Genomic DNA, 25,946 nt, shown 5'->3' on the forward strand with positions numbered 1-25,946 from the left:
TCGCAGCGACAGTTGCAACCGAGACAAGCCGGCATTCGGATGGTGCACCACAAATTGCAGATTGAAGGCCCCTGAACACCTGATATTGTGGAAGCACTTTAGAGCAGAGAAATCTGATGTTTGGTCGCCATGATCGAGTTTGAATGCGCAGTTAAAGCACTTCCGCACGATACGATCCTCTCTGCCGCAGGGTTTGAGGACGGTCCGAAAATCGACCTTTTGAAATTGATCTTCACCTATGATTCAGAAGAATGGGAAACATTCGTCGATGAGTGGGTTCATTCACTCACCGAACTGTATGCTGATGTAGTTCGCCCTACCGGCTCTGGAGACAAGGGGATAGACGTCGCGGGTTTCAGGGATGCTGACTGCTTCCTGGGTGACTGGGACAACTATCAGTGCAAGCACTATGCGCGTCCTCTTGGCTTCACTGACATCGCGCCGGAGATCGGGAAGATTCTCTGGTATTCGTTCTGCGGTGACTATACGGTGCCAAGGGCTTGCTACTTCATCTCCCCGAAAGGCACGACACCCGCACTTGATCTGTTATTGGGAAATGGGGCCAAACTCAAAGCAAAAATCATCGAAGGATGGGAAAAATCCGTTTCCAAGAGGGTGACGGACAAGCATGCAATCGATCTTGCCGGCGACTTTTCCGATTACGTTAATGATTTCGATTTCCGCATCTTTAGCGCTCCGGCCGCACGAAAAGTGATCGAGCAGCACGGCAAGACCCGGTATCATCAACGACGGTTTGGTGGCGGACTTCCACCGCGACCGAAGTCGGAGGCACCTCCGGATAGAATCGAAGTCCACGAAAAGAATTACGTCGAGCAGTTGCTCGAGGCCTACGCAGACCACACTGGCGAAGCGCAAATATCTTTATCGGAAATCACAAAGTGGAAGAAACTCAACGACCATCTCAAGCGGTCTCGTGAAGCGTTTTTCCATGCCGAATCTCTGCGTGTGTTTGTTCGTGACAAAACCGAACCAGGCACATTCGAGTCGCTGCAGGATGAAATCCACTACGGCGTCGCTGATACGCACGACAAGTCTCACCCAGATGGCTACGCGAGAGTAGTCGCAGTGACTGAGATGGCTCAGACCTTGGCTCTGGATGCGCATCCTCTTAATAGAGCCGCACGACCCGCAGACAGACGGGGCGTTTGCCATCAACTCGCCAACGACAGGAGGCTCACCTGGAAAAAGTAGATAGCCTCGACCGATCGCCATTCAACGGCGCACTTGAGACCGGCTTGAGAGCGGTCATGGTCCTGCACGCGAGTTATCCACGAGAACTCGACATACAGCGGCTCACGGCACTCGACTACCTGATCGTCAGAACGAGTCTGCTGGAAGGTCCCGAGGACCTGCATCCATCGACACCGATCACAACACCTGTGACGCAGGTCAGAAGGAAGGCGGTTTATGCAGCGCTGGATCTACTCATGTCTCGCGAGCTCGTCGAGCGTTCAATTACCGACCAAGGGATCTACTATCGCGCCGGGGAATACTCATCCTTTTTTGTTGAAGCACTGACTACATCATATGCAAAACGCATGATGGATCGCGCTAAATGGATTGCGAAGTACTTCGAAGAGTACAGTGAAACGCAATTCGACACACTGATGTCTCAGCTCTTGGATAACTGGGTTGCCGAGTTTCAGGACGATTTCGCGGGCTCCGAATGACCTATAGCGGTATTCAGATCGAAAGTCTTGCTTTCCATGGCCCCAACAAGGAGCCAGCCATTGTAAGATTTCGTTCTGGACTTAATATTCTCTATGGCGCATCGGATACGGGCAAGTCTTTCGTAGTTGAATCTATCGACTTCATGCTTGGCGCGAAAGGTCCCCTTACCGACTTCAAAGAATCCAACGGATACGATCGCATTCTTCTGGCGATTTCATCTGGTGATGCGAATTTTACGATTTCGCGAAGTATGGCTGGCGGAGCATTCGAGGTCTTTGATGGTCTGTTTTCGGACACCGTACCGGACGGGCCAAGCCGGGCGTTGGGAGATGTTCACAGCGCAAAAGACACCGAGAACCTGTCTGCGTTCCTGCTTGAAAAGGTTGGACTAGCCAACAAGAAGATCAAGAAGAACCAAAGAGATGAAACTCAGAACCTGAGTTTCAGAAATCTCGCTCGACTTTGCATCGTTAACGAGGAAGAGATCATCCAGAAGCGGTCGCCGCTTTCGGATGGAAATGATACCGCCGATACAGCCAATACGTCTGTGTTCAGGATGTTGCTAACTGGGCTTGACGATTCCGCTTTGACCGCAATTTCCCAAAAATCGCCGGAAGAACAAAAGCGAGAAGCGCAACTTGAATTGCTAGAACAACTGATAGACGGCACAGAACGTCGCATCAAGGAAATCTCTGGCAGTAAGGACGACCTGGAAGCGCAAGAGAATCGCCTTTCATCAGCCATGGAAGAACGCTCCAACCAACTTTCCATTACTGAGGAATATTACAAACGCGTATCTTCTGATCGTCGTAATTTGATGGGCCGCCGTGAAGAGAACCGAAATCGCCACGCAGAAGTTGCAACGCTTTTGGTGCGTTTCAAACTTCTTCGAGAACATTACCGGTCGGACATGGAGCGTCTTTTGAGCATTCAGGAGGCGGGAAGCATAATTGCAACGATAGACGCTAACATTTGTCCAGTCTGTGGTTCTTCCTCCAAGTATCACAAAACCGATGTGTGTACAGGTGATGTGGCCCGCGTAACGTCCGCTGCGACATCTGAAATCAAGAAAATTGAACGCCGTATAGGTGAGCTAGAAGAGACAGTCGCCTCTTTGGAAAAAGAGCAAAGCAGGCTTGAAGGCGCTTTGCCAGCTATCGAGGCTAGACTTCGGGAGAGGGAAACCGAACTGCAGCAGGTTGTTGCGCCTGATCTACGCAAGCAGCGAGCTTCCTACAAAGAACTCGCGGACAAGGGAGCAAATGTTCGAGAGGCATTGGGACTTTTCGAATCGATGCAGGGTTTGCTAGAGCGCAAAACACAGCTCGAACAGATTGTTAGTCCGTCAACGGGAACTACCACGTCAGTTTCCCGTCTTACCGATACAATGGTGGCGCCCTTCTCCGAGTTGGTCGAAAAGAATCTTAAAAGCTGGACCTTTCCCGGAAGTGAACGAGTGCATTTCGATCTTCAGGCGAACGACTTGGTAATTTCGGGAAAGGCCCGCATATCATATGGGAAAGGGCTCCGGGCGATAACTCAGGCAGCCTTCTCAATCTCACTACTCGAATACTGTGCGTCACACAACAAACCGCACCCTGGGTTCGTAATTCTGGACTCACCGTTGCTGTCTTACAAAGAACCGGAGAGCGCCGACGACGATCTGAGCGGCACCAACCTCAACGGCAACTTCTATCGATATCTCCTCCAGATTAAGTCCGATCGACAAGTGATTGTTGTTGAGAACACTGACCCGCCGTCGGATGTCGAACTTGGCGATCGTGTTGAACACTTTTCGGGGATGGAGGGTGAGGGTCGATCTGGATTGTTTCCCTTTTCTTAAGTTGACTTGAAAACTGGCGGCTCCCAGTTCGGTGGATCATACATCTTCGACCGCTTGATTTCTCCGGTAAAGCCCGTCTCCTTCTTGAGGCGGGCTTTATCCTTCACCCAATTCGTGCGGTTTCTGTTTGGGTCTGCCATAATCTGAGTGATCATGTCATTTGGCTCCACCACGTACCGATACAGACCCTTGTCGTCGCAATCTGTTGCGTTGCCGAAGTATAGAAGTCGCACCTCGTTTTCGTGTTTGAACGCACGTCGCTTCAGCAGTAGGGCACGTGCGAAGCTGACTGCTGATATCGACATCTGCCCTCCATCTTCGAGGAACGACTTTAGTCCCTTCTCCGTCTTGTAAAGAACCTTACCGAGGAAGCACGTGTCTTGAGGCATCGTGGGGTGCGCTGCAGCCAAGGCGTTGAGTAGCTTGCGCGGAGTAGATCTGATACGGAGGAAGCGCTTCGACGCGTCGTTTGCATAGATTCCCCACATCGCCTCGGACAGAGCGTGCCTGGTCCAGCATTGACCTACGAAGTCGTTCCTAAAAGCGAACTCGACTCGCTCACCATCGAGTATGCCGCCCAGGGCCATTTGGAAATTTTCGAATTTATCTTTCCAATTGTGGATTTGGCTCAATACGTTCCTCTGTTCCGCGAACAACCGGATCACATGTTCTTCTTTCATGATCCGGTAGATTGGCGTGTCGAGTTCTTTTTCTGTCAGATTCAGGAAATTCAGCTTCATCGGAATTCACCCACCCATGTGCTCAGAGTTTTCTCTTGGAATAGGCAGGCGTTGTCCATAGAAATCCCATTGCGTACCGAAAACGTTGGCCGTCACGTCAAGCGAGATCTTTGGTGCCATGACAGCGAAAGCTTCGCTGCGGGACCGCCTGAACGGCTGTTTCGGGGGACTCCATCTAGAAGCATGGAGCGAAGTCGACCGCCGGCTATGATCCATCACCGTCGCCCAAGCCGCGCCAGTCTCTCCAGCTGCGCCAGCATCTTCGACCCAGTGTCAGCGGACCCTGCGCCGCCTGCGGAACCTGACTGCCCCACGCCTTGCCGCGCCGGCATCTGCTGCACCCCCAGGATTTGCCGCGCCCGGATAGCTGCATATTCCGCACCGCTTGCGCCGCCGATGAGGTAACGGTTGTAGACTTGCTGGCTGCCCAGGGCGGCACGGGCGAAGCTGTAGGTGCCTCCGAGACCCCCGGAAAGAGCGGGCATCATGATGTTGCCGGAAATCGCCCGGACGATGAAGGGCGTCGCGATGATGAAGCCTTTCGCCATCAGGACCATCATGAAGAAGGGCAGGAGGGCCCCGATGTTTGAGGCCCCTTCCGGGTCGCCCAACTCGGCGATGAGCGCCGAGGACACCCCGGTGATGGTTGCGAAGACCCCCGCGATCACGATCGGGTAGATCGCGAAGGAGATGAGGGCCGAAAGCCAGCGCGCGAAGTAATCCTTGGTCACCTCGAACAGCGTCAGGAAGATCATCACCGGGGCGATCCCGATCAGGAGCGCGATCATCAGCCGGGAGGCCACGAGGATGAAGGCGGCCAGCCCGCCGAGGATCGAGAGCAGCAGCACCCCGACGATGTCGAGCATGGCACCGGCCATCCAGTTCAGCTCGGACCCGGCGGCATTGAGGTAATTGCCGAGCTCCGCGATCAGCCGGTCGAACTCCTCGGCGAAGGTTCCGGAGGGGCCCGGGCTGCCGCCACCGACGGAGGCCACAAGGGCGCCTGCGATGCTGTCGATCCCGGAGAGAATGGCAGAGGAGAAGGCGTTGAACTGAACCCAGTTGGTCGCGAATATCCCGATGAGGCCGATCTTGACCGCCAACCAGAACGCCGTGCGGCCATCCATGGCCCGGTACTGGAAAATCATGTTGATGAAGACGAGGAGGACCACGAGCGTTGTCGGGACAACGAGGAGCGTGCCTACCGTTGCCGCCACGGATCCGAACTGCGTCTCGGCCGCGCTGTCGAGGTAGCTCTGGGACGTCTCGACGAAGTAGGTGACGATGCTCATCGGGGGGCCGCCTTACCAGTTGCCCGCGGCTTCGCAGATCGCCTGAGCGGCCAGCCGGGCGGCGTTGGCGCGGCGGTTGTAGTCCTCTGAGGCTTGCAGCATCTCCCATCGCTCGTCGCGCGCGTATTTCTCCCCGAACACGCCCTCGGCCGCCTCCCAGGAGGGGAACCGGGTGTCGCAGTCGCAGCGGCCGGTCTCGACGACCCGCTCGAGGTTCTGGGCCCGGTAGATGTCCTGGACCAGCACGCGATGGTAGACTTGGCGGAGCGGGATTTCCTGCATCCAGAGCGGCTCTTCGGGCCGGTCCGGACAAACGTCAAAGCTGCGCTCGAGGGTCGGCACGAGGTTGCGCTCGGCGACGGCGGGGGCGGCCGTCAGGCTCAGGGCCAGCGCACTCAGCGCAAAGAGGCGCCGCGCCCGCCTCATGCTGCGGCTCGGGTTGGTGTGGTTTCGCGCTTCAGGAACACTGTGTGCCCGACATTGGCGAATTCCGAGGTGCTGACCGACACCACCTCCCACCCATCCGCGCCCTTCTGGTTCAGGCTGGCCCGCATCTCGCCAAGGCTGGTCTTCCGGGTCATCGGAAAGGTCAGGATGTCGTATTCAAAGGTCTTCATCGGGCTGTCCTCTCTGATCCGCACCGGGCAGGTAGAATTCAGTGATGCCGCGTCGGCCGTCGTGACGCCCGGCCTGGATGATCACGTCGATGGAGTTTTCGATGTATTGGATCATGTCGGCATAGGTCATCGGGATCTCGGTCTTGAGGGCCGCGATCGCGAGCCGCTGCACGGCCAGTTGCGGGGTCTCGGCATGGAGCGTGGTCATTGAGCCGCCATGGCCGGTGTTGATCGCCTCGAGAAAGGTCATGGCCTCCTTGCCGCGCACCTCGCCGAGGATGATCCGGTCGGGGCGCATGCGCAGCGTCGCGGTGAGGAGCACATCGGCGGATTGGAATTCCGCGTCGCGATTGGCGATGAGGGTCACGGCATTGGGTTGGGTCGGCAGAAGCTCGGCGGCTTCCTCAATGGTGACGATGCGTTCCTCGGCTGGCACATGGGCGAGGATCTTGCGCGCAGCCACGGTCTTGCCGGTGGAGGTGCCGCCCGAGACGATCATGTTGAGCTTGTTCTCGACGCAGAAGGCCAGCGCATCGTCGATCACGCCCGCGGCCACGACGGCGCGCAAGGCGCGCTTCTTTTCGACGCGCAGGTCTTCGAGTTTGCGCTCCTTGCCGTAGAGAAAATCGAGCGCGATGCCCTCGAGAGGCAGGCTTGAGAAGAACCGCAAGCTGATCGACATGGCCGAGAGTACGGCGGGCGGGGTGATGACCTGTGCCCGGATCGGGCGGCCCTTGTAGGTGATCGAGACCGAGACGATGGGGCGATCCTTGCTCATCGTCGTGTTGGCCGAGGAGGCGATCTGGTTGCCGAGATCCCGGACCTGCATGGCCGTGAGCCTCTGGTCGAGCGCGCGCATGAAATGGTCGCCCTGGAACTCACCCCAACAGGTCCCGTCGGGGTTGATGCAGATCTCGATGACATCGGCGCGGGCGGCGGCGTCGATCCGGTCAAGCGATGTCTCGAGATAGCTGAGCGACATGGGGTCAGAAGATCTCCAAGTCGCGGTCGACCATGACGGTGACGCGGGCCCCTTGGTCGACATAGATGACAGGCCCGATCGAGAGGTAATCGCCAAGCACGCTGTCCGTGGCATCGGCCAGATCATCGCCGACATCCTCGAGCGCGTTGGCGGCCGTCTCATTCGGAACCTCGGAGGCTGCGGCACTCGGTGCCGCGGAAATCAGCGAGATCAGAGCGGCCGACCCGAAACGCTCGGCAAAGCGCGTGTCCACGAAACCGGTGACACCGGAGCGGCCAAGTTCATCGCCCCCGAAAGAGCTGATCTGGACGGTCTGGTTGTCGGGCAGGATGATCCGGTCCCAGGCGATGGTGACGCGGCGCTCAGCGATATCCACGCCGGCGCGGTAGCGCCCGATGAGACGCGATCCGCGGGGGATCAGGAGGCGTGTGCCATCGACGCTGTAGACATCCTCGGAGACCACGGCACGGGTCTGGCCGGGAAGCGAGCTGTCGAGGGCGGTTTCCATGACGGCCTGGATCATGGTGCCCTGGATGATGGTGTTGGAGGGATTGGCGATCACCTCGGCCTGCGTCACCGTCGAGGGCAGTGCGCCGTTCAGCACGAAATCCGTCACCTCGCCAAAGCTGCGCTCTGCAAGCTCTGTCTCGGCGGCGCCGGACGGGCCGCCGAAGGCGATGGTAGGCGAGGCGATCCGCCGCTCCTGAAAGGCGCGTTCTTCTGTGGCGCGACGTTCCAGCTCGGCCAGCCGCCGGGCTTCCTCCTCGCGGCGCAACCGCTCCTCTTCGCGTGCGCGGAGTTCATCCTCCGTGGGGCCTGATGGCGCAGGTTGGGGGCGGTTGGCCTCGAGCTGGGCGAGTTCCAGATCCATGCGAAGCTGCTCGAGGGTGCGATCCCGGGCCGTCAGTTCGGCCTGGAACCGCTCCTGTGCGGCTTCCGAGGCGGTTTGCAGCGCCGCGATCTGGGCGGTCAATGCATCGATGGCCTCGGCCGCGGCGGTGTTGTCCTCGACGATCGCTTCGGGGGCGTTGCGCAACTCCTCGATCTGGGCCTGTAAGGCGCTGATCTGCGCCAGCAGTTCGGCATTGGGCTCGACCGGGTCCGGTGCGACGAAGACGACCTCGGGCTCGGGCGGGGGCAAGGTCTCGATGGCACCAAAGCCATCCCCCTCGTTCTGGAAGACATCCGGCGTAGCCGTCGGCAGGGCCACCTCTTCCTCGGGCTGCGAGAGCACATAGAGGAGCGCGCCGCCCGCGCCGATGATGCCGACCACGACCAGTGCAAGAAGGGGCGACCGGCGCGGCGCTGCCCTGGGCCCACGGGCACTGCCTTTCTCGAGGGCCGCGAGGCGTCGTTCCAGCTCGGGGTTCTCAGAATCGCTCATGAGGCCTCCGCGGGCGGGATCGCCTCAATGCAGACCAGCTCTTCGCCGAGGCGCAGGACCCATTGGCGGCTGACGCCGGAGACACGGATCACCCCGTCCTCTGGGGCTTGCGTGTTGACCGTGCGTTCACGGCCGTTCGCGTAGCGGAAGATCGCGGGCAAAGGCGCGTTCGGTGGGAAGGCGAAGTAGGTGAAGGTTCCGTCATCCCAGACCCGGGTCGGGGTGAACTCGGTCTGGGCGCTGGCCCCGTAATTGTCATTGGGGGCTTGCGCCGCGATGACGCGGGCCGGCCGCGCCTCATCCTCGGGATAGCGGAACTGGACGACATAGAAGGTCGGGCTCGGGGCTTCTTCGACGTTGAAGTAGTAGCTGCGTCGGTTCGTATAGACCGTCACGTTGGTGTGGACACCGCGCGCGACGGGCTTGATTGCAAAGGCCTGTCCGCCCGGCACGCCATCGATCTCGAAACCCTCGGTGTCGCCCGCGATGATCGAGCGGATGCTCTCTCCCTCGCCGAACTCGACGGTGGTGACATGGGTGAGCGAGACGCTGATGCGGTAGACCTGACCCTCCTGGTAGGTCGCCACCCGCACGCGGTTGTCATGCGGGCCGCTGCGCGGGATGGCTTCGGCGAAGGCGAGGCCCGGGAGAAGGGCAAGACAGAGGAGGGGCAGGCACAAACGAGACACGGGTCAATTCTCCAATCTGTCGGAGCGGATGGAATATTCGAGCACGGTGAAGCCGAACGGGTTGGTCCAGACCTCGTCGATGGAGCGGCGGGTCTCGGGGCGGAACTCGAAGAGGAGGGTCGCGGTGAAAAGCCCGGTCTGGGTGCCGTTGATGGAGGTCAGGCGCTTGCGCAGGCGTACCGTGGCGCGGTTCAATCCGATCTGGCTGATGCTGAGGATTTCCACATCGAGCCTGGCGTTCGGCCCATAGACGGTGGGGGGGTAGTCCGCATTCGCGCTGTTCCAGAGCTGGCGCAGCCCGCTTTCGGCGGCCCCGTCCGAGCGGCGCAGGACGCTGCGGATGCGCAGATCGTTGTCGAGCTGGTTGTATACCTCCCGGTCGGTCACATAGCGAAAGACCTCGGCCTCGATGATCGCCTGGTTGGCCGTCACCGAGGTCGCGCCCACCGAGGCCTCGGGGAGCGCAAAGCCGGTGGCGGGATCATAGGGAACAACGACGGGTGGCGGGTCGACATCGAGGATCGCGACTGCCGCCGCGCTCAAACAGCCGACGATGCCGAAGACGAGACCCGTCAGGCCAAGGCGTTGCCAGAGCCGTTCGCGGCGCAGCGCGCCATAGACCAGTTCTTCCTCGATGATCTCTTGTTCACTCGCCACGCGTCACACCCCGCACTCACTCGGCCCGCAGCTCGGGCAGGGTGAAATCCATGAAGCGCTGCTCCTCGGCGATGGTGGCGGCATCGATCACGCCGCCAGTGCCGTCGCCCACGGTCTGGATGGCTTCGAGCTGCCACATGGCGACCAGCGCGATGGCGAGCTCCGCCGTCACGCGGGTGTTGAGATCGATGCTTTCCTTGAGCTCGTCCATGTCGTCGATGAGCCCGACGAGACGGTCGACCCGTTCGAGGGACTGGCCTGCATCGTCATAGCTGTTTTGGGCGGCGGCCGAGACGAGCGCGCCGGCCGTGGCTTGCGTCGCCACGCGGTTGGCGCTCGCATTGTCGCTGCGGGCCATTTCCGCGAGCGTGTCCTCGTCAAAGCCGAGATCGGCCAGAACCCGGTCCATCTGGGTTTCGATCTCGGTGGCGCCCGAGCCCGAGAGGCCGGAGAAATCCCCGGTCTTGATCGCTTCAATGGTCGCGAGAATGTCGCCGAACTCCTGGTCGAGAAGGCCGTTCAGCTCGTCTTCCATCTCGGTGCGGATGATTTCGGGAAGCTCGGCGAGACGGGTCAGCGCCTCGTAGGTGCGCTGCAATTCGGCGAGTTGTTCCGTCAGGGTGGCCAGCTGTTCGCGAAGCTGGACCAGCTGCTCGTTCTGCAAGATCTCGTCTTCGATCATCTGCCGCAGCTGCTGGATGCTCTGCGCGATGTTCTGGGTGTCGACGACGGGTACGCCCTGCGCTGCGGCCGAGGTCATGGGTGCGATGTGCAGCGCAATCCCGAGCACCGCAGCCAGGCCCGTGTTCCAGAGGACAGGTCTCATCACTCAATCTCCCTGATCGAAAAATCCATGAAGGTGCTTTCCGCCATCCGGGCGCTGGCCTGGGCCAGTTCTTCGGCGGAGAGAACGCGGGTACGGGCGGCCTGAAGTCGAATGCGGGCGGCCACGAGGCGCACAAGCTCGGCGCGGGCATAGGTGTTGAGCGCGATGCTCTCCTGCACATCCTCTGTCTCGGAAATCCGCTCGACGATGTCGGCGATGCGCAGTGCGGCCTGGCGGATCGCTGTGGGTGAGTTGTCGCCGTAGAAGGCCGCGCCATGACCCGTGAGCGAGAGATTAGCATTGGCGAGATCGGCGGGATCGATCGTGCCGAGCGCATCGATCCCGCCGATCCGGCTCAGATAGAGGTTGTAGCGCTCCGGGATGACCTGGACGTAGTGCTGGGTCTCTCGGAAAGGGGGCACGCCGCCATATTCGAAGACCCGGCCAGGCCCGGCGTTATAGGCGGCGAGCGCGAAGATGATATTGCCGTCGAAGGTATCGAGCTTGGCCGCGAGGTAGCGCGCGCCGCCATGCACCTGGAGATAGGGGCTCGAGAAATATTCCGGGTTGATGCCGAGATCGCTGGCGGTGCCCGGCATGATCTGGGTGAGACCATAGGCGCCAACGGGGGACCGGGCATCGATGGTGAAGCGGCTTTCCTGCCAGATCAACGCTTGCAGGAGCGCGCGCCATTGGACGGGGGAGAGGCGTGCGCGGGTCACACCGGCAAAGCCGCTGGTCTCCTGGGCCACGCGGATGATGAGTTCTTCGACGTTCTCCGCGGCATCGCCGAACATCTGCGCGCCGCCCGGGTTGGGGTCGATCTCGCCTGTGCCATAGACCGCCTCGACGGAGCGGTCGGGATCGCCGCTGCCGCCTTCCAGCCCCGAGACCATGGCGGGCAAGTCCTGCCCTTCGAAGCTTGTCTGGGCGTCGAGGATGCGTTGCAGGGTGGCGAGCTGCTCCCGTTCGATCTCCCCGATGAGTTCGCGCACAGCAAGCTTGTCCGCTTGCAGGGCCAGATCTGCCTCGCGGTCGCCCGTCTGAACGATGTCGCGCGCGGTCAGCCCGCTGTCATCGGTCGGCACGCCTTGGGCGGCAACGAGACCCGGCAGCAGGCAGAATGCGAGGAGGTGGGGGAGCCTAGACGTCAATGCCGCCCTCCGACGCCCCAAGCGGCACGAAGGTGCAATCCGGGGCTGTCGCGCCTGCAGCATCTGTCGCGGCGAGAAAGGAAAAGCAGTTGGCCCGCGGCTCGCGGTACTGCGCACAGGAGGCGAGCAGGCCGAGGGCTGCGAGGGACAAGACGATGCGGATCATGAAAGCCTCCAGAAGTCCGGGCGGTCGCGGTAATCGGCGCCGACGAGTGCCTCGCCTTTCTCCATGCCGCCGAGGATGGTGAGCGTGGGACCAAGCGCGCTCAGATCGGCATCGACGACGATCGAGCCCTGATCGTCGCGGATCAGCGCCAAGCGGCTGTTGCTACCTGTGTTGAGAAGGACGTCGAGCTCCTTCTCCGTGAGGTTCAGCATGGCGTAATCCGAGGCACTGGCGCGGATATTGGGGAGCAGGATCTGCGTTGGCACGGCCTCGACGATGGTCTTGCCGGTCCGGGTGCGCTCGAGCTGGCTGGCATATTGCGTCATCATCACCGCGACGGTGTTCTGCTTGCGCGCGGTCACCAGCCAGTTCGACAGCCGCTCCGCGAAATACGCGTTGTCGAGCGCCTTCCAGGCCTCGTCGATCACGATGATGGTGGGGCGGCGATCCTCGATCTCGCGCTCGACCCGGCGGAAGAGATAGGAGAGGACTGCCATCCGCTCCTTGTCGGCCTCGCTGTCGAGAATGCCGGTCAGATCGAAGCCCACCACATCGCCCTTGAGCGAGAAGGTGTCCTCGAGGCTCTGGCCGAAGATCCAGCCATAGCGGCCGTCCTCGGTCCATTCGAGCAGGCGCTGGTGAAGATCGCCGCCATCATCGGTGGACACAAAAAGCGACGCGAAATCCCGCCAGTTCCGCAAGGCGGGGTTGGTGGCCTGCGCGTTCTGGCGCACGACTTCCTGGATGCGGTTGGTCTGCGCCGGGGTCAGGGGCTTGTCGGCGCGGTAGAGCAGGGTCGTGAGCCAATCCGAAAGCCAGGCCGTGCCGCGCGCATCGGTCTCGGTCCAGAGGGGGTTGAGGCCCGTGGGCTGACCGGCTTTCAGGGAGGCATAGCGCCCGCCATTAGCCTGGACGGCCATTTCCATCCCGAGGCGGTAGTCGAAAACGAAGATCCGGGTGCCCGCACGACGGGCCTGGGTCATCAGGAAGGCCGACAGCACCGACTTGCCCGATCCGGGGCGCCCCATGATCAGGGTATGGCCGCTGGTCGGTTCTTTGTCGGGCGAGCCTTGTTCGTGATAGGAAAACCGGTAGGCGCTCTGCTCGGGCGTGGGCAAATAGGTGATGACGCGGCCCCAGGGGGTTTGTGTGGCCGGCTTGCCGAGCTGCGTCCGGTGAAAGGCCGCGAAATCCGCGAAGTTGCGATTGGTGACGGCGCTGGCGCGGACGCGCTTGGGCTGGTTGCCGGGATGCTGGCTCAGGTAATGCGCCTTGACGGCGACCCGCTCGCCGATCATCTTCACGCCTTCGGTCGCGGCGGCATTCACGATCTCGGCGCTGAGGGTCTGCAGCTCTTCGAGCGTGTCGCAGAAGAGCGTCACGACCATGTGGTGCTCGCCGAAGCTCTGGCGCTTGGCCTCGAGATCATCGGCGGCGATGTCGAGGGCTTCCATGAGCGAGAGGGCGGCGTCCTGGCTCGCCTGCATCTGCCGCTTCTGCCGCTTGATCCGGCCCGCCATGAGGTTCGAATTGATCGGCGTGAAGGACTGAGTGACGATCATGTCGACCGGCAGGTTCAGCATGTCGAACATGGTGCAGGAGGTGCCTTCGGAATATTCGCCGATGGTGAAACTCTTGCCGTAGCGATGGCCCACGACGCCTTCGGAAAGCTCGAAATGATCGCCGTGAAACGTCACCCGGGTATTGGCGACGTTGAAGGACAAAAAGCCGTAAGTGTTTGCCGGGTAGAGCGGCAGCTCGGTGCCCGTGTTGAGCGCCCCCAGAAACCCCACCAACTCCCCCGATGCGGCCGAGAGGATTCGCGGCTTGAGCTCGGTGAGGCCCGAGAGGAAGACGTTCACGGCCTCGCCGAGACGCTGCATGCGTTTGCGGGTTTCCTCTCTCAGGCGATCCGGCGCACTGCGGCTGAGGAACGGCAGGAGGCTTTTGGGGGGCGGGCGGTGAATGACGGTGAGAGTCAGCGTCTTGTCGCGCAGCCCGCTGGTCGCGAGCCTGGCGCGCCAGCGCCGGTCGACCTCTCCCGCGAAGCTGTCCTCACGGATCGGGTCCAGTTCCGGTTTGATGGCCTTGGAGACCTTATGGACGTAGTAGCTGAACTCCGGCCCAAGCTGCGCGACGATGCGGGCAAAGAGTGCCGTCACCTTGTCGAGATAGGCATCGTCCGTTGTGTAGCTGTTGATCCCCTCGAGCCGGATGCATCGGAAGAGTTCGTTGACCCGGGTGCGCACGGTCTGGTCATCGACGAGGCTCACATAGGGCAGCATATGCGCAAGGCGGGTCTCGCGCGCATACCACTCCGGCGTCATCGTGCGAGGATCGAGCGCAGCATCATGGGCGTCATCACGGGGCATAGCTATCCCCGCCGTGGATGGACCGGTTGCGCGTGGGCGGTGTCTCCTGCAGGGACGTCATCATCACGTCGATGAAGCGCGGGTCCCAATCGGCGGCCTTCCAAAGCACCGGATAGAGCAGGGCCGCGACAGCCAGCACCGCGATATGCTGAACCCACACGAAGAGAAGCACCGAGCCAAAGAGCCAGACCATCGCATACATGATGGGCAGGCCCAGGAGCTTCGGCGGGCGCACGAGCCCAAGAAAAAGGGGCGAGCGTTCAGCCACCGGCAAAGACCGCAGCAACGATGGTAGGGGCGGCCGCGACACCCGCGATGCCGACCAGCACCCAGAGGGCCTGGCGCAGATCGATGATGTTGAAGAACCAGCTGAGAAAGACCCCGAGCACGGCCAGCGTCGCGATGACAACGCCAAGCGGGCCGGTCAGCGCATCGACGATGCCCTGCAACAGGCTCTGGATCGGGGAGAGGTCGATGCTCTGGGCGAGAGCAGGCCCTGCCACAACCAGGAGGAGCGCAAGGGTAACGGTCAGGAGGGTGGAAATCCGTCTCATGAATCTGATCCTTCCAATCGGGCCACGACGGCCAGGACACGGGCCACGTGGTTCTGGGTTTCCGGGTAGGGGGGGATGCCGCCATAGCGGTGCATCGCGGCGGGTCCGGCGTTGTAGGCGGCCAGCGCCAGCTGCGGGTTGCCGAATTCGCGCAGCATCAAGGCGAGATAGCGGGCCGAGCCATCGAGGTTCTGAAGGGGATCACTTGGGTCGACGCCAAGCTCTTCTGCCGTCTCGGGCATGAGCTGACCGAGACCGATCGCGCCGGCGGTCGAGATCGCCTCCTGCCGGTAGGCGCTTTCGACCTCGATATTGGCCCGGTAGAGCAGGAGCCAGTCGGTCACGGAGAGCGCGGCGCGGCGCAGACCCGGATGGCTTGCATAGCGCAACCCCGTCGCTTCGATCGCCGCCAGCACCTCGGGGCTTGGCAAAGCGAGAGGGCGTTCAGCCCCCGCAGAAAGATCGGGGTCGGAATCTCCCGAGGCATCCGCCGTCCCAAGGATCGTCAAGCCCCGGGTTCCCGGACCCACGGCAAACCCATCCTGATAATGGCGCGCGAAGCTGTCTTGTGAGCGGGAAGGGGTGAGAGATCCGTCGCTCTCCATCACCAGGACCATCTGCGCCGCGGCCGGTGTGGCCAGCAGCCAGAGGTAGAAGAGATTAGCTGTCAGCGCTCTTGTCTGACGCGGCTTTGTCTGTAGGGGCCGTGGCCGACGGGGCCAGCTTGTGGCTCCGGCTTGTGCCTGCGACGAGGGGCAGGTCGACATGCGTAAAGCCGAGGCCCAGGAAGAAGGACACCACGCCGGAGACCGTCTTGAACTCACGGATCTTGATGTCGTTGTAGGTCGTTCGGGTGCGGGCCGTGACGAGAAGCTTTTCGACGCCCTCGTCGGAGACAACGCGCATGATCCAGACCCCGTAATAGCTCGGGCCTTTCTGATGTGCCGTCTCCTGGCACAGGATTTCTGCGCTGTATCCGCGCTCCACGAGCTCGCGGAAGCGCGCTTCCGTAACCACATTTGGTGCTTCGATGTCCCAGCTCATGGCCCGGCTCACGCTTTCTTCGATGGCGCAACCCAGGGCATCCCCACTTGAAGCCCAGAGTTACGATAGTATATTATTAACCGCAAGCTATAATCATATCGCTCGTGTTGTAGCTTGGCACGCAAACACTAGCCACGGTCCACCTCCGCGTTCAAGGAGATAACAGGTTTGAGAAACCCACGGTTGACGGGCCTGGTCTGGTTGCAAGCTCTGGTCCTTCTGGCCTGCCTCCCTGGAGCGGGTTTAGCTGGATCGTGCCTCGCGCCGCCCCGTCCCTTCGTGCCCAGCGATTCGGGAGCGGCCCGTGACTATGCCGACCTCATCCGGGGCGATTTCGAGACCTACATTCAGGACATCCAGAGCTACTTCCGCTGTCTCGATGGCGAGCGCGCACGCGCTTTCGAGGAAGCGCGGGAGGTCAGCGAGGAGTATGGTCGGTTTCTGCAATTGGTAGGGGATTGATGGGCTGCGGCGGGAGCAGCAGATTCGCACCCCATGGAAACCCGACGCCGATAACACCCTCACTTATCTACTTTTTAGATAACAGATTTCCTCCGCTAGCGACGTCACAAGAGGTATGTGGCGCGTGGCGAAAATGATCAGAAGCAAGGGACAGGTGGCACTTTGCCAGGCTCTCGTCGAGGCCCGCATCAAGGCGGGTCTCGGTCAGGAAGAGCTGGCGGCAAAGCTCATGTGCCATCAATCCCTCGTGGCGCGCATTGAGAGCGGCCAGCGCCGGATCGACGTCGTCGAACTGGTCGTCCTCGCCCGCGCTATGGGCTTTGATCCCTCCGAGATGCTGGCGCTCGTTCAAGCAGCCACGGAGCCCGACCATCGGATTTGAGCCAGTCCGTGCATCGCGCGCCAAGCATCTGACGCCTCTCGGCGTGAGTGCCGGTGCCGCAAAGCCGAACACCCAACCAATTTCCACGAAACCCAGCATGCCGCCGCAGCACGAGCCCAAGGAAGCCGAGGCTGCAATCCGCACAGCCCAATTGTAGAAGGTCGGTAACCAGTGAAGGAAGATATGGTCGAAGCCGTTGCGATCGCCAATTTGATTGCAGCCGATCAGAGCAGTATTGTCGGTTGGGTTTATCGCTGGAATACAGGCGCGCTTGCAGTCCGCTGGGACGCGCGCGGGCCACAGCGTGTCTCGAAACTTTGCCCGGATCTCTGCGACGCTGACAAAGCCGAGATCGACTTCGCGTCTCTCACGCAACTGCCCTGTCGCAGCGACTGACATGGACGAAAACGGGCTTCATAAGCCCTGACCATGTGCCGGCGCCCGTGCCTGCGGGGCCGGGTCAATTCGTTCGTGAGCCTGCCCGACTTCGATGTGGCGCGACGTCAGTAATTGACCTGCTCGAAGCCGTACGTCCCGCTGTAGTCACGCCACTCCACGAAGACGGACCTGTGCCAGATCCCAGGGCAATGCTCGCCCCATCCCTCGAGACCGACATGCGCAGCAGGGAGCGCTGCGGGTGACGACGCGCTCCAGGAGAAGTCGCCCTGTGTGCCGTAGGAGCCGAGCACGACCGAAACGCTCCGGTTGCAGTCGCCATCCTCGCCGGATTCCCGCTGCCATGCGTGTCGGACATCGTACACGCGAATGGAGCGCACGAAGTTGAACTCCGGCCCGCTGATATCAATGTCGGCGCGGTCTTCGGCGAGATGAAGGGCGTAATCAGCCCTCACCAGGTTGCCCCAAGTGGCGTTCGGGCCTTCGAGATCGAGCCTGTCATCACCGACAGCGGCAAGGTCAAAGACTGCGGATGAAAAGTTTGCTGGAGGTTCAGCGCCTCGAAACAGGGCTTCGATGACCCGCTCCGTCGCGCGCGGCATCGGTGGACCTTCGAAAGAGGCACCCATCGGGCAGCGCCAGATCTGGAGCGGCGGCTCCACCGGCCAGGGCGTAATGCGCCGGATAAACTCGGCCCGCGCCCGGGCGCATGGCACGGACGCTGGCCACCCGCCGGACAGGCACAACAGGATGGCGCAGTCGATCGGATAGGTTTGGGCGCTTGCTTGCGTCGGAGATATCGGACCTGCCAAGGCGAGAGCCGGCAAGGTGACCTTAAGGAGGTTTTTGACTTGGACAAGCATGGCAAAGACCCTCAGAGATCTTCAATCACCATACCAACGAAAATATACTATCGCAACTCTAATGATACTCACGTTCGTCGCGGTGAGCAGTTACATCGCCAGATTACGGCGTCATCCACCATCATCCGCCACGCTGCGCGCGGCGCCAGTCCCACGGCATGTCAAAGTGCCCGGACCAGATGTTGCGCTGCGACGATCGGGCTTCCGTCTCATCGCCGATGTAGGCGCGGCTGTACTGGCGGTACGCGACAGCCCACCCCTCACGCACGAGCCAGCTGTTCAAATCGGTTCCGTCTTGATGACAGACTGCAAGGACGCGGCCATAGCGGTCGATATCGCGCACTGTGCAGCTGATCTGGCGACGCCCGATCCGGTCGGCGAGAGACAGCGCCGCTTGTTGTCCGCACCGCCAACGCTGGCCTTCGGCCGTGGCGCAAAGTTGCCCGCTTTCCGGCGCATCGATCCCATGCAACCGGATGCGCTGCCCTCGGATTTCCAATGTGTCGCCGTCGATAACGCTGGCGACGCCTGTCAAACGATCGGCATGGGCCTGGGTGACGGCAAGAAAGGAGAACAGAAGGAGGGTGGGAAGAGAGCGCATTGGGCGAACCTGTCATGGAATACCTTACAGGACATAGGCGGACGTTCGTGCCGCGAACACCCAAGCCTTGTGAAGCGTTGCCGATACGCTGCCATCGCAGCGCGGATAGGTTCAATCAGCAGCTGTGCGAGGTAAGCACTGACATCCTTTATCGTCATGTGTTCGCCCGATTTGCGTTGAAAAGCTGAACCCTACGCCCTAGGGTCAGTGGAGGCCCAGTTATTGGGCGCGCATAGTTTCAATGCGCACAGTTATACTGGGGGGAAGTCGTGTCCAACGACAAGTCGGATCTACGCTGGGGAGTCGAGCAACGCCTCGAGTTCATAGAGTTCCGGCTGTTCTGGGAGGGGCACGTGAACCGAAGTGATCTCATGGATCAGTTCGGGGTCTCAGTCAACCAGGCCTCCATGGACCTGAACCGCTATATCGGCTTTGCACCAGACAACATGGTCTATGACAAAAGCGCCCGGACCTACGTGCGCGGACCAAGGTTCAAGCCACAGTTTCTAGAGCCTGACGCCAGCCGGTATCTTGCCCAGCTGCGGTCTGTCGCTGACGGTATCCTCGACAGGGAAGACTCCTGGATAGCCGACCTGCCGCCCTACGCAGCCTCGCCTACGCCCGTGCGAGGTGTCGACCCGTTCACGCTACGGTCAATCGTGGCTGCCATCCGGCGTTCGGAAGCAATCGAGGTCAAGTATCAGTCCCTGTCGAACCCCGAGCCGCGCTGGCGCTGGATTGCGCCTCATGCCATCGCTTTTGATGGCTTCCGCTGGCACACTCGGGCATTTTGCCTGACAGACGGGAGGTACAAGGATTTCTTGCTCTCGCGAATGCTAGGGATCCGAGGGGCACGTGCACATGAGACGTCTCCGGCCGACGACTACGATTGGCATTCTGAGGTTACACTGGAAGTGGGTCCCCACCCTGAACTCTCGGAGACCCAGTCCAAAGTCATCGCTCTTGATTACGGGATGATGGATGGAAGAATCGAGATTAGGGTCCGTAGAGCGCTGCTCTATTACGCACTTCGTAGTCTTGGGCTCGATACTGACCCGAGAGCGCGGCGGCCACACGACCAACAGATTGTGCTTTTAAATCCAGACATAGCGACAAGAAACGACAGCTGAAACGATGCATTCACCAATAGTCTATCTCGATAACAATGCTACTACTCGACCTATGCCTAGCGTCGTAACTGCCGTCATTCGTGCGCTCGAAGCCGATTGGGCGAACCCATCAAGCGTGCACGGTCTTGGGCAGGAGGTAGCGCGGACAGTGGCTTCATCGCGTGAGCAGGTAGCGCAATTTCTTGGAGTACGGGCCGATCGAGTTGTTTTCACCTCTGGTGCGACTGAAGCGAACGAAGCGGTGTTGCGCTATTATGCCAATCTAGGCGCGGTGCTGATAACCTCAACGGCAGAACATCCAGCGGTAGCGGGGTACTATTTTCAGCACGCGCAACAACTGGTCAAAACAATTCCTTTGGAAAAATCCGGGCGCTGGCAACTAAGTGCACTCGAAACAGTTTTGAGAAGCACTAAAGGCCCAAAACTGATCGCTTTCGCTTGGGCGAACGGCGAGACTGGGGTTTTGCAGGATCTGGCGGCAATCAAAGTCTTGGCAGAGCATTATGGCGCGACTTGTCTGGTAGACGCCTCTCAAGCTGTAGGCCGGGTTACTTTTGTAGCGGAAAGTGGAGCTTATCTCACTTTCTCCGGTCACAAACTGCACGGGCCGAAAGGGGTTGGTGTTTTGGTACAGCCGGAAGCCGTCCAACCCGTGGAAATCACAGTAGGCGGCCGGCAGGAACGCGGTTGGCGGGGCGGTACATTGAACGTCCCTGGCATTGTCGGTCTTGGTGTCGCGTGCGAACTCCGAAAGCTTGTTCTGAATAGCGCTATCGCCAACATGACGCAATTGCGGAACCGGTTTGAGACGCAGGTAAAGTCTGCAATCCCCGACGTACGCGTAAATGGAGCGGACACGCAGCGAGTGCCGAACACAACTAATCTTACGGTGCCGGGGGTTGATGGGATGGCGCTGGTTGCTCGGCTTGAAGCGCGCGGCATCCTCTGTTCACAAGTTTCGGCCTGCTCTTCTGGGCAGCCCGAGCCGTCACGTACACTACTGGCGATGGGGCTATCGAGGGATGACGCTTATGCGAGCCTCCGCATAGCTGTGGCCGTGGACACGACGGAAGATGACGTAATGTTTGCGGCACAGGCGCTAGTGGATGAAGCGCTCTTTCTTCGAGAGATGATGGGTGGTTTTCAATGAAGCTTGGTGGGCATGAAACCTTCTATCCGCGCCCAGGCTGGTTAACGAAAGGCCTCCTGAATCTGCGCGTTAATGGCATAGGCGTCTTTTCAGATCCCGAGACAGCAGACCGTCTTGGGGTTGGGCGCAATATGGCTAAGTCTATTGGCTGGTGGCTCGACGCGACCGGCCTCGCGTCGCGCGCAAGCCGGAACAGCCCGCTGGAACTGACGCAATTGGGGACGGTTTTGGTAGAGCGCGATCCTTACATGGTCCGACTAGGTACGTGGTGGCTGGTGCATGCCAGTGCCATGACATGTGGGGTAGAGACGTCACTGCCTTGGTTCTTCTCACCACGACGGTCAGATCGTTGTGATCGGACGGTGCTAGTCGAGACACTTTCGCGTGACCTCTCGCCAAACCAGGGCAAGGCACCGGCCATAAAGACTGTGCAACGCGAGGTAGCCGCGGTCATGCAGACTTACGCTGTGCCGGTGCCGCGGCCACGGAGCGATCCGGAGGATAATCTTGGTTCACCATTCCACCGCCTTGACCTATGGCGGAATCTGCGTGGGGCTGAGCGTTTCGAACGTTCAGAGCCTACGCCCACCCCGCCCGAAGCTCTCGGGTTAGTACTTTCGGCGCTTGGAATGAGTCGGTCTTGCGCCGATCTAAATGAGGGCGTTTTGCAAGATATTGCTATCGGCAGTAAGCCGATGGCGCGCGCCGGGGCAATGCTGGGCCGGTCGCGCGAAACACTATTGGAGCTTGCGGCGACAGGGGAGCGGGAGCTAGGCAGCGAGGTATTGCGCGTGCGGACATTGGCTGGGGAACGCTACGTCTCGCTGCCGAGCGCTACCGCAGCCACTTGGGCGCGGCGCTTTTACGACCGCGTTGGCGCGGCGAGAGAGGCTGCATGAGTCTCTTTCGCTCCATCAACATTGCGGATGACCGCGCGCGAGAAGATGTGATCGCTGCATACCGGCCCACACGCAAGACTTTACAGGTGGTCCGCGCAATCTGCGGACTAGAGCGCAGCACTGCTACTCATGTCGTCGCCCCCTACGGCGCGGGCAAATCGCTTGCCGCGCTAGCAGGGATCACCCTTCTATCAGGCGATGCGGCTACAGCTGGACAGCTCCGCGCTCGCATTGCAGCGGTCGACCCCGGCTTGGCTACGGCAGAGACCCCAAGGTCAACGCTAGTCCTGCTACTGCATGGTGCCTGCCCTGACCTTGCTGCAGCTCTGGCCGAGCGGTCGGGGGTGGAAACCGGCCCCCTCGACAAGGTGCTAGCTTCGGTGCTCCGCCGCGCGCGGCAGGATGGGATGGCGCGGATCGCCATCGTCTGGGATGAGTTCGGCCAGCATCTGGAGACACTCGTGCGAGAAGGCCGTCCGGAGGATCTGCTTGCGGTGCAAGATCTGGCGGAATGGGTGGTGCGACGGGCTGAGCCTCGGGCCACGCTGACTACTCTCATGCATCAGGGGATTTATCACTACACCAAGCGCGCATCAGATACGGCGCAATCGGCCTGGAGAAAGATCGAGGGTCGGTTTGACACGCTCAGCCTGATTGACGATGGCGTCGACGCGCTAGAAATGTTGGCTGAGGCATTGAACAAGCGGCGCGACACGCCGGATGCGGCGACCATTGCTCGCGCCCGGGCCGTCGGCTTCTTTGCTGATGTGGCCGACGATGTGCGGTTGGCCGACATCCTCGAGCGCACTGCGCCTCTAACGCCTGCCGCGCTACAGATACTGCCGGGCCTTGCTGCTCAAGTTGCACAGGCTGAACGAACGATGTTCCGCTACCTCGCCGATGTAGCGGCAGTGGCCGAACCAGATGCCGCCCTAGGTGTCGATGCGCTCTACGACTTCTTCGCTCCGGCAATGCGTTCCGATACTGGTCCCGGCGGCACGCACCGCCGCTTTGTCGAGGCCGAGACAGCCCTGTCGCGCGCCGAGACGGATCTGGAACGCCGGGTGCTTAAGACCGCGGCGCTTCTACAACTAGGCCGCAGTGCGGAGCGGCTGAAGCTATCGCGTGCGCGGTTGGTCTATGCTGTCGCGGAGGGAACGGCGACGGCACTCGAGGCCGTCGAGGCTTCAATTGAAGCGCTGGTTGCACGCAAGCTGCTGCTCCATCGCCGCCGGGTGGACGACATCTCGGTCTGGCATGGCGCTGACATCGACCTCGGGCAAATGGTTGCTGAAGAGGCCGCTCGGCTGGCTATCGACTGCGACCCGGTGGCGGCGCTGGAGCGCATGTTTCCACCCGATGCCTACACCGCACCACCCTATAACCATGCCCGCGGGATCACCCGCTTTGCTCGGGCCCGCTTTGTGCGCGTAGGCGACGTTTTCTCTGCAACCGGTCTGGAAACACTGCGGGCCGAGGCCGATTGTCAGGATGCACTGGTGGCTCTGGTTATCGACGCCAATGCAGACCGGGCGGACCTTATTGACCTTGCACACGCTCTTCCTCCCCACCTGATATTGGCTCTGCCCCGCCGATCGGCTGAAGTTGGCCCGATCCTCGCGGACCTTCTCGCACTAGAGGCCCTCCTCGACCGCCGCGAGCTTATTGCTAGCGACCCGTTGGTGGAACGCGAGCTTCAAGAACTTAAGTCAGAGGCTGAGGCGGCGCTTCGTCAGAGCCTTGAACACCTTATGAACCCCGACCGCGGTGAGGTTGTCTGGCTTTCAGGTCGCACGCTGTACAACTTCGCCGAAGGTGGTACCGCAGGTGAAATCCTTTCGCGTCTGTTCGAAGAACGTTTCCCTCATACTCCTCAGATCGCCAACGAGCAGGTCGTCCGACGTAGGGTCTCTGCGGTAACCCGCTCAGCTCGCAAACGCTGCATGCTTGCGATCATCGAACGCACCGGCATCCGCGCGCTCGGCTACGAGGGCGCCACTTCCGCCGATGCCTCGCTCTACCGCACAGTCTTTGAGCGCACTGGCCTCTATGGCTGCATCAACGGGACCTGGCGGTGGCGAATGCCTTCTGAAGTTGATGATCTTCCGATGCGACATGTCTGGTCTGTGATCGAGCGCTTTTTCGTACAGCCCGCTGAACGACCAAAAAGCGTGGAGGAACTCATTGACCAGCTGACTGCACCACCGATTGGGCTGCGCGAAGGCGTGCTACCATTACTGCTAACTGCGGGTTTGGTCGCGTTTGGAAGAGCTTTGGCTTTGCGGGAACTGGTTGACGGCCGCGCACGGTATGTGGACGACATTCAGCCAAGCCTGATCGAAAAGATGTGCGAAGAGCCACAGCGGTTTGAGCTCGAAGTGCCGGCCCTGACGAAAGGGCAGTCACGCAACCTCGAGAAGATGATCCGGTGTCTCGTGGGAGACCTTGACCCTCAGGAGCCTGACCTTCTGCGAGGCCTGTACGATGCTCTACTGGAATGGAGAAGCGGTCTTCCGCCGACGGCCCTGAGCACACGAGGCTTGGGCAGGAATGCGGATTTCCTACAGCCTCTGTTGCGCAAGAAGGCGTTCGACCCCGTTGACTTCCTGTTCAGGGAACTTCCGCGGACGCTCGGAGAGCCAGCATTGAGCGCGGAGACTATCGAAGTGTTCGCAACAGCTGTGCTCCAAATCGAGGGCGTATCATCTGCGTTTGCCGACCGCGCAATAGAAGTCGCCGCGACGGTTTTCAGCCGTCGGCTAAGAGGTGGCCCACGCCTTCTCCTAGATGCCGCGGCGGAATGGGCGGCAAGTGTTCCTCTTGGAGAAGAAGAGGTACGCTCTCTTGACCATGAGGCGAGGGGCGTGCTTGCGCGGGCACGCAGTTCCAGGAACGCTCCCAGGGGTGCGCGCGGCTTTGTAACTCAGTTGAGCGGCATTCTCTGTGGGGAAGGATTCGACGCTTGGGATGATAGCACGGCTGACCTCTTCCGTGATCGCCTCGAAGAGGCGGTCGTGCGGATCGAAGATGTGGTGCTTGAGCGCGCAGACGGTAGCGACGTATTCGAGCCATTTTTGCGAAACAAGCTGGCAACGATATTTGATGTTTACGGCGCCAAGATCGGTCGTGCGCGCCTGATAAAGTACTTGGATGAAATCTACAGGGGGACGTCATGACGCCAACGAGCCTTTCCGACGCGGTTCAGGACCGGTCACGGCGCCACATCATCCCGCTGAGTGGGGGCAAGGACTCCACGGCACTAGCTGTCTATATGCTCGAACGGCACAGCGACCTGCCGCTGGAGTTCGTGTTCACCGATACCGGCGCCGAGCTCCCCGAAACCTATAGCTATCTGCGCCGGTTCGAAGCGATCTTTGGAGTGGAAATCAACCGTCTTACCGCCCTCGACTTGCCCGAGTTGCAAGTGCGATCGAAGGGCGGGCGCCGCTCGCCGTTCGACGTTCTGCTGAACGAGGTCTATTCGGGCTTCCTTCCGAACCCACAGGCGCGCTGGTGCACCCGCATGTTGAAGATTAAGCCTTTCGAGCATTTTGTTGGTGGCGATGAAGCCTATAGCTACATCGGCATCCGCGCCGATGAGAACAGAGAAGGGTTTCGTGGCGCTAAGGCCAGACCCTCGCCCGGGGAGGACGACGAGCAGACCGAGACCGGACGCGCCAAGCCAGTCGTTATGTCCAACCGCAACAACATCCTGCCGGTTTATCCGCTCAAGGACATCGGCTTCGGCCTCGACGAAGTCCGTGATCTGCTGCTGGGAAGCGGCCTGGGGCTGCCGCCCTATTACGACTGGCGGTCGCGGTCGGGCTGTTACTTCTGTTTCTATCAACAGGTTGGTGAGTGGCAGGGGCTGAAGGAGCGTCACCCCGAGCTGTTTGAGGCGGCCAAGACTTATGAGGCGCCCAAGGCAAACGGGCGCCGCTTCACTTGGTCCCAAACGCGATCACTCGAAGAACTTGAGAAGCTCCGCGAACGCTATGCAACCCCCACAGGCGAACCGGAAGACGGCTGCGCCATCTGCCATTTGTGAGGC

Annotated in this window: 29 protein-coding genes; 11 read left to right on the forward strand and 18 right to left on the reverse strand. The window is 60.7% G+C overall.

The genetic code is table 11. The features are described 5' to 3' along the window. Positions 1–129: 129 nt before the first annotated feature. From AC3A5Z_RS21740 to AC3A5Z_RS21750, 3 genes are read left to right on the forward strand one after another with little or no spacing between them, the layout of a single operon-like run. Positions 130–1,212: an ABC-three component system protein gene (locus AC3A5Z_RS21740; RefSeq protein ID WP_487521361.1), complete on the forward strand. Its 1,083-nt coding sequence runs from the start codon at positions 130–132 to the stop codon at positions 1,210–1,212. Next, positions 1,167–1,691 (forward strand): ABC-three component system middle component 2, encoded by a 525-nt coding sequence (locus AC3A5Z_RS21745; RefSeq protein WP_487521362.1) that lies wholly within the window; start codon positions 1,167–1,169, stop codon positions 1,689–1,691. The genes AC3A5Z_RS21740 and AC3A5Z_RS21745 overlap by 46 nt, the downstream gene beginning before the upstream one ends. Then, on the forward strand, positions 1,688–3,535 hold the full coding sequence (locus AC3A5Z_RS21750; protein WP_487521363.1) for a hypothetical protein: 1,848 nt from the start codon (positions 1,688–1,690) through the stop codon (positions 3,533–3,535). The genes AC3A5Z_RS21745 and AC3A5Z_RS21750 overlap by 4 nt, the downstream gene beginning before the upstream one ends. Here AC3A5Z_RS21750 and AC3A5Z_RS21755 read toward each other — a convergent pair. The 16 genes from AC3A5Z_RS21755 to AC3A5Z_RS21830 all read right to left on the reverse strand — a co-directional run bounded on the left by AC3A5Z_RS21755 (position 3,532) and on the right by AC3A5Z_RS21830 (position 16,012). Further along, positions 3,532–4,275, reverse strand: a complete 744-nt coding sequence (locus AC3A5Z_RS21755) for a hypothetical protein (protein ID WP_487521364.1) — start codon at positions 4,273–4,275, stop codon at positions 3,532–3,534. The genes AC3A5Z_RS21750 and AC3A5Z_RS21755 overlap by 4 nt on opposite strands. A gap of 215 nt (positions 4,276–4,490) precedes the next feature. Beyond that, complete coding sequence (locus AC3A5Z_RS21760; protein ID WP_487521365.1) at positions 4,491–5,567, reverse strand: TrbL/VirB6 family protein; 1,077 nt, start codon at positions 5,565–5,567, stop codon at positions 4,491–4,493. Between the two features lie 12 nt (positions 5,568–5,579). Continuing rightward, positions 5,580–5,993 carry a hypothetical protein gene (locus AC3A5Z_RS21765; protein WP_487521366.1) on the reverse strand — a complete coding sequence of 138 codons (414 nt, stop codon included), beginning with the start codon at positions 5,991–5,993 and terminating at the stop codon, positions 5,580–5,582. Continuing rightward, positions 5,990–6,184, reverse strand: coding sequence for a hypothetical protein (locus AC3A5Z_RS21770; RefSeq protein ID WP_487521367.1), 195 nt, complete (start codon positions 6,182–6,184; stop codon positions 5,990–5,992). The genes AC3A5Z_RS21765 and AC3A5Z_RS21770 overlap by 4 nt, the downstream gene beginning before the upstream one ends. Then, a complete protein-coding gene (locus tag AC3A5Z_RS21775; protein WP_487521368.1) occupies positions 6,171–7,166 on the reverse strand; it encodes an ATPase, T2SS/T4P/T4SS family in 996 nt (331 codons plus the stop codon). The genes AC3A5Z_RS21770 and AC3A5Z_RS21775 overlap by 14 nt, the downstream gene beginning before the upstream one ends. A 4-nt stretch (positions 7,167–7,170) precedes the next feature. Next, the gene (locus AC3A5Z_RS21780; RefSeq protein ID WP_487521369.1) at positions 7,171–8,550 is read right to left on the reverse strand and encodes a TraB/TrbI/VirB10 family type IV secretion system protein; all 1,380 of its coding nucleotides are present in this window, start codon (positions 8,548–8,550) and stop codon (positions 7,171–7,173) included. After that, positions 8,547–9,239 carry a TrbG/VirB9 family P-type conjugative transfer protein gene (locus tag AC3A5Z_RS21785; protein WP_487521370.1) on the reverse strand — a complete coding sequence of 231 codons (693 nt, stop codon included), beginning with the start codon at positions 9,237–9,239 and terminating at the stop codon, positions 8,547–8,549. The genes AC3A5Z_RS21780 and AC3A5Z_RS21785 overlap by 4 nt, the downstream gene beginning before the upstream one ends. Before the next feature lie 3 nt (positions 9,240–9,242). After that, positions 9,243–9,896, reverse strand: coding sequence for a VirB8 family type IV secretion system protein (locus AC3A5Z_RS21790; RefSeq protein WP_487521371.1), 654 nt, complete (start codon positions 9,894–9,896; stop codon positions 9,243–9,245). 16 nt (positions 9,897–9,912) lie between these two features. Then, positions 9,913–10,722, reverse strand: coding sequence for a type IV secretion system protein (locus tag AC3A5Z_RS21795; RefSeq protein ID WP_487521402.1), 810 nt, complete (start codon positions 10,720–10,722; stop codon positions 9,913–9,915). Continuing rightward, complete coding sequence (locus AC3A5Z_RS21800) at positions 10,722–11,810, reverse strand: lytic transglycosylase domain-containing protein (RefSeq protein ID WP_487521403.1); 1,089 nt, start codon at positions 11,808–11,810, stop codon at positions 10,722–10,724. Before AC3A5Z_RS21800 ends, AC3A5Z_RS21795 begins: the two co-directional genes overlap by 1 nt. Before the next feature lie 55 nt (positions 11,811–11,865). Further along, on the reverse strand, positions 11,866–12,042 hold the full coding sequence (locus AC3A5Z_RS21805) for a hypothetical protein (RefSeq protein ID WP_487521372.1): 177 nt from the start codon (positions 12,040–12,042) through the stop codon (positions 11,866–11,868). After that, positions 12,039–14,414, reverse strand: a complete 2,376-nt coding sequence (locus AC3A5Z_RS21810) for a VirB4 family type IV secretion/conjugal transfer ATPase (protein ID WP_487521373.1) — start codon at positions 14,412–14,414, stop codon at positions 12,039–12,041. Before AC3A5Z_RS21810 ends, AC3A5Z_RS21805 begins: the two co-directional genes overlap by 4 nt. Continuing rightward, complete coding sequence (locus AC3A5Z_RS21815; protein WP_150282801.1) at positions 14,404–14,682, reverse strand: VirB3 family type IV secretion system protein; 279 nt, start codon at positions 14,680–14,682, stop codon at positions 14,404–14,406. The genes AC3A5Z_RS21810 and AC3A5Z_RS21815 overlap by 11 nt, the downstream gene beginning before the upstream one ends. Then, positions 14,675–14,968, reverse strand: a complete 294-nt coding sequence (locus AC3A5Z_RS21820; protein ID WP_487521374.1) for a TrbC/VirB2 family protein — start codon at positions 14,966–14,968, stop codon at positions 14,675–14,677. The genes AC3A5Z_RS21815 and AC3A5Z_RS21820 overlap by 8 nt, the downstream gene beginning before the upstream one ends. Then, the gene (locus AC3A5Z_RS21825) at positions 14,965–15,585 is read right to left on the reverse strand and encodes a lytic transglycosylase domain-containing protein (RefSeq protein ID WP_487521375.1); all 621 of its coding nucleotides are present in this window, start codon (positions 15,583–15,585) and stop codon (positions 14,965–14,967) included. Before AC3A5Z_RS21825 ends, AC3A5Z_RS21820 begins: the two co-directional genes overlap by 4 nt. A gap of 43 nt (positions 15,586–15,628) precedes the next feature. Then, positions 15,629–16,012, reverse strand: a complete 384-nt coding sequence (locus AC3A5Z_RS21830; protein ID WP_161768496.1) for a hypothetical protein — start codon at positions 16,010–16,012, stop codon at positions 15,629–15,631. Positions 16,013–16,222: 210 nt separating this feature from the next. Between AC3A5Z_RS21830 and AC3A5Z_RS21835 the strand changes: the two genes are divergently transcribed. The 3 genes from AC3A5Z_RS21835 (at position 16,223) to AC3A5Z_RS21845 (ending at position 17,252) form a co-directional block, all read left to right on the forward strand. Next, positions 16,223–16,474, forward strand: coding sequence for a hypothetical protein (locus tag AC3A5Z_RS21835; RefSeq protein ID WP_487521404.1), 252 nt, complete (start codon positions 16,223–16,225; stop codon positions 16,472–16,474). Between the two features lie 124 nt (positions 16,475–16,598). Further along, positions 16,599–16,856 carry a helix-turn-helix domain-containing protein gene (locus tag AC3A5Z_RS21840; RefSeq protein WP_487521376.1) on the forward strand — a complete coding sequence of 86 codons (258 nt, stop codon included), beginning with the start codon at positions 16,599–16,601 and terminating at the stop codon, positions 16,854–16,856. A 171-nt stretch (positions 16,857–17,027) separates the two neighbouring features. Beyond that, the gene (locus AC3A5Z_RS21845) at positions 17,028–17,252 is read left to right on the forward strand and encodes a hypothetical protein (RefSeq protein ID WP_487521377.1); all 225 of its coding nucleotides are present in this window, start codon (positions 17,028–17,030) and stop codon (positions 17,250–17,252) included. Between the two features lie 107 nt (positions 17,253–17,359). Here the strand turns inward: AC3A5Z_RS21845 and AC3A5Z_RS21850 are convergent, their stop codons facing one another. Together AC3A5Z_RS21850 and AC3A5Z_RS21855 are read right to left on the reverse strand one after the other, a co-directional pair. Beyond that, complete coding sequence (locus tag AC3A5Z_RS21850; protein WP_487521378.1) at positions 17,360–18,115, reverse strand: hypothetical protein; 756 nt, start codon at positions 18,113–18,115, stop codon at positions 17,360–17,362. 121 nt (positions 18,116–18,236) lie between these two features. After that, a complete protein-coding gene (locus AC3A5Z_RS21855) occupies positions 18,237–18,716 on the reverse strand; it encodes a thermonuclease family protein (RefSeq protein ID WP_487521379.1) in 480 nt (159 codons plus the stop codon). Positions 18,717–18,985: 269 nt separating this feature from the next. On the opposite strand from AC3A5Z_RS21855, the gene AC3A5Z_RS21860 reads away from it, so the two are divergent. The 5 genes from AC3A5Z_RS21860 to AC3A5Z_RS21880 are packed head-to-tail and all read left to right on the forward strand — an operon-like array spanning position 18,986 to position 25,943. Further along, entirely contained in the window at positions 18,986–19,846 is an 861-nt protein-coding gene (locus AC3A5Z_RS21860) for a BrxR family helix-turn-helix transcriptional regulator (RefSeq protein WP_487521380.1), read from the forward strand. A 4-nt stretch (positions 19,847–19,850) separates the two neighbouring features. Beyond that, entirely contained in the window at positions 19,851–20,996 is a 1,146-nt protein-coding gene (locus AC3A5Z_RS21865) for a cysteine desulfurase family protein (RefSeq protein ID WP_487521381.1), read from the forward strand. Beyond that, positions 20,993–21,895, forward strand: a complete 903-nt coding sequence (locus tag AC3A5Z_RS21870; RefSeq protein ID WP_487521382.1) for a DUF4007 family protein — start codon at positions 20,993–20,995, stop codon at positions 21,893–21,895. The genes AC3A5Z_RS21865 and AC3A5Z_RS21870 overlap by 4 nt, the downstream gene beginning before the upstream one ends. Next, positions 21,892–25,071: a hypothetical protein gene (locus AC3A5Z_RS21875; RefSeq protein WP_487521383.1), complete on the forward strand. Its 3,180-nt coding sequence runs from the start codon at positions 21,892–21,894 to the stop codon at positions 25,069–25,071. Before AC3A5Z_RS21870 ends, AC3A5Z_RS21875 begins: the two co-directional genes overlap by 4 nt. After that, positions 25,068–25,943 carry a phosphoadenosine phosphosulfate reductase domain-containing protein gene (locus AC3A5Z_RS21880; RefSeq protein WP_487521384.1) on the forward strand — a complete coding sequence of 292 codons (876 nt, stop codon included), beginning with the start codon at positions 25,068–25,070 and terminating at the stop codon, positions 25,941–25,943. Before AC3A5Z_RS21875 ends, AC3A5Z_RS21880 begins: the two co-directional genes overlap by 4 nt. The last annotated feature ends 3 nt before the right edge of the window (positions 25,944–25,946 follow it).

It is taken from the genome of Cereibacter sp. Soil_C_27 (genome assembly GCF_057657095.1).

Excerpts from the sequence above, each read along its gene's own strand:
- AC3A5Z_RS21810 (WP_487521373.1), bottom strand. The coding sequence starts at position 14,414 with ATGCCCCGTGATGACGCCCATGATGCTGCGCTCGATCCTCGCACGATG.
- AC3A5Z_RS21775 (WP_487521368.1), bottom strand. The coding sequence starts at position 7,166 with ATGTCGCTCAGCTATCTCGAGACATCGCTTGACCGGATCGACGCCGCC.
- AC3A5Z_RS21755 (WP_487521364.1), bottom strand. The coding sequence starts at position 4,275 with ATGAAGCTGAATTTCCTGAATCTGACAGAAAAAGAACTCGACACGCCA.
- AC3A5Z_RS21870 (WP_487521382.1), top strand. The coding sequence starts at position 20,993 with ATGAAGCTTGGTGGGCATGAAACCTTCTATCCGCGCCCAGGCTGGTTA.
- AC3A5Z_RS21805 (WP_487521372.1), bottom strand. The coding sequence starts at position 12,042 with ATGATCCGCATCGTCTTGTCCCTCGCAGCCCTCGGCCTGCTCGCCTCC.
- AC3A5Z_RS21875 (WP_487521383.1), top strand. The coding sequence starts at position 21,892 with ATGAGTCTCTTTCGCTCCATCAACATTGCGGATGACCGCGCGCGAGAA.
- AC3A5Z_RS21780 (WP_487521369.1), bottom strand. The coding sequence starts at position 8,550 with ATGAGCGATTCTGAGAACCCCGAGCTGGAACGACGCCTCGCGGCCCTC.
- AC3A5Z_RS21865 (WP_487521381.1), top strand. The coding sequence starts at position 19,851 with ATGCATTCACCAATAGTCTATCTCGATAACAATGCTACTACTCGACCT.
- AC3A5Z_RS21795 (WP_487521402.1), bottom strand. The coding sequence starts at position 10,722 with ATGAGACCTGTCCTCTGGAACACGGGCCTGGCTGCGGTGCTCGGGATT.
- AC3A5Z_RS21855 (WP_487521379.1), bottom strand. The coding sequence starts at position 18,716 with ATGCGCTCTCTTCCCACCCTCCTTCTGTTCTCCTTTCTTGCCGTCACC.
- AC3A5Z_RS21740 (WP_487521361.1), top strand. The coding sequence starts at position 130 with ATGATCGAGTTTGAATGCGCAGTTAAAGCACTTCCGCACGATACGATC.
- AC3A5Z_RS21825 (WP_487521375.1), bottom strand. The coding sequence starts at position 15,585 with ATGGTCCTGGTGATGGAGAGCGACGGATCTCTCACCCCTTCCCGCTCA.
- AC3A5Z_RS21750 (WP_487521363.1), top strand. The coding sequence starts at position 1,688 with ATGACCTATAGCGGTATTCAGATCGAAAGTCTTGCTTTCCATGGCCCC.
- AC3A5Z_RS21820 (WP_487521374.1), bottom strand. The coding sequence starts at position 14,968 with ATGAGACGGATTTCCACCCTCCTGACCGTTACCCTTGCGCTCCTCCTG.
- AC3A5Z_RS21880 (WP_487521384.1), top strand. The coding sequence starts at position 25,068 with ATGACGCCAACGAGCCTTTCCGACGCGGTTCAGGACCGGTCACGGCGC.
- AC3A5Z_RS21850 (WP_487521378.1), bottom strand. The coding sequence starts at position 18,115 with ATGCTTGTCCAAGTCAAAAACCTCCTTAAGGTCACCTTGCCGGCTCTC.
- AC3A5Z_RS21770 (WP_487521367.1), bottom strand. The coding sequence starts at position 6,184 with ATGAAGACCTTTGAATACGACATCCTGACCTTTCCGATGACCCGGAAG.
- AC3A5Z_RS21765 (WP_487521366.1), bottom strand. The coding sequence starts at position 5,993 with ATGAGGCGGGCGCGGCGCCTCTTTGCGCTGAGTGCGCTGGCCCTGAGC.
- AC3A5Z_RS21760 (WP_487521365.1), bottom strand. The coding sequence starts at position 5,567 with ATGAGCATCGTCACCTACTTCGTCGAGACGTCCCAGAGCTACCTCGAC.
- AC3A5Z_RS21830 (WP_161768496.1), bottom strand. The coding sequence starts at position 16,012 with ATGAGCTGGGACATCGAAGCACCAAATGTGGTTACGGAAGCGCGCTTC.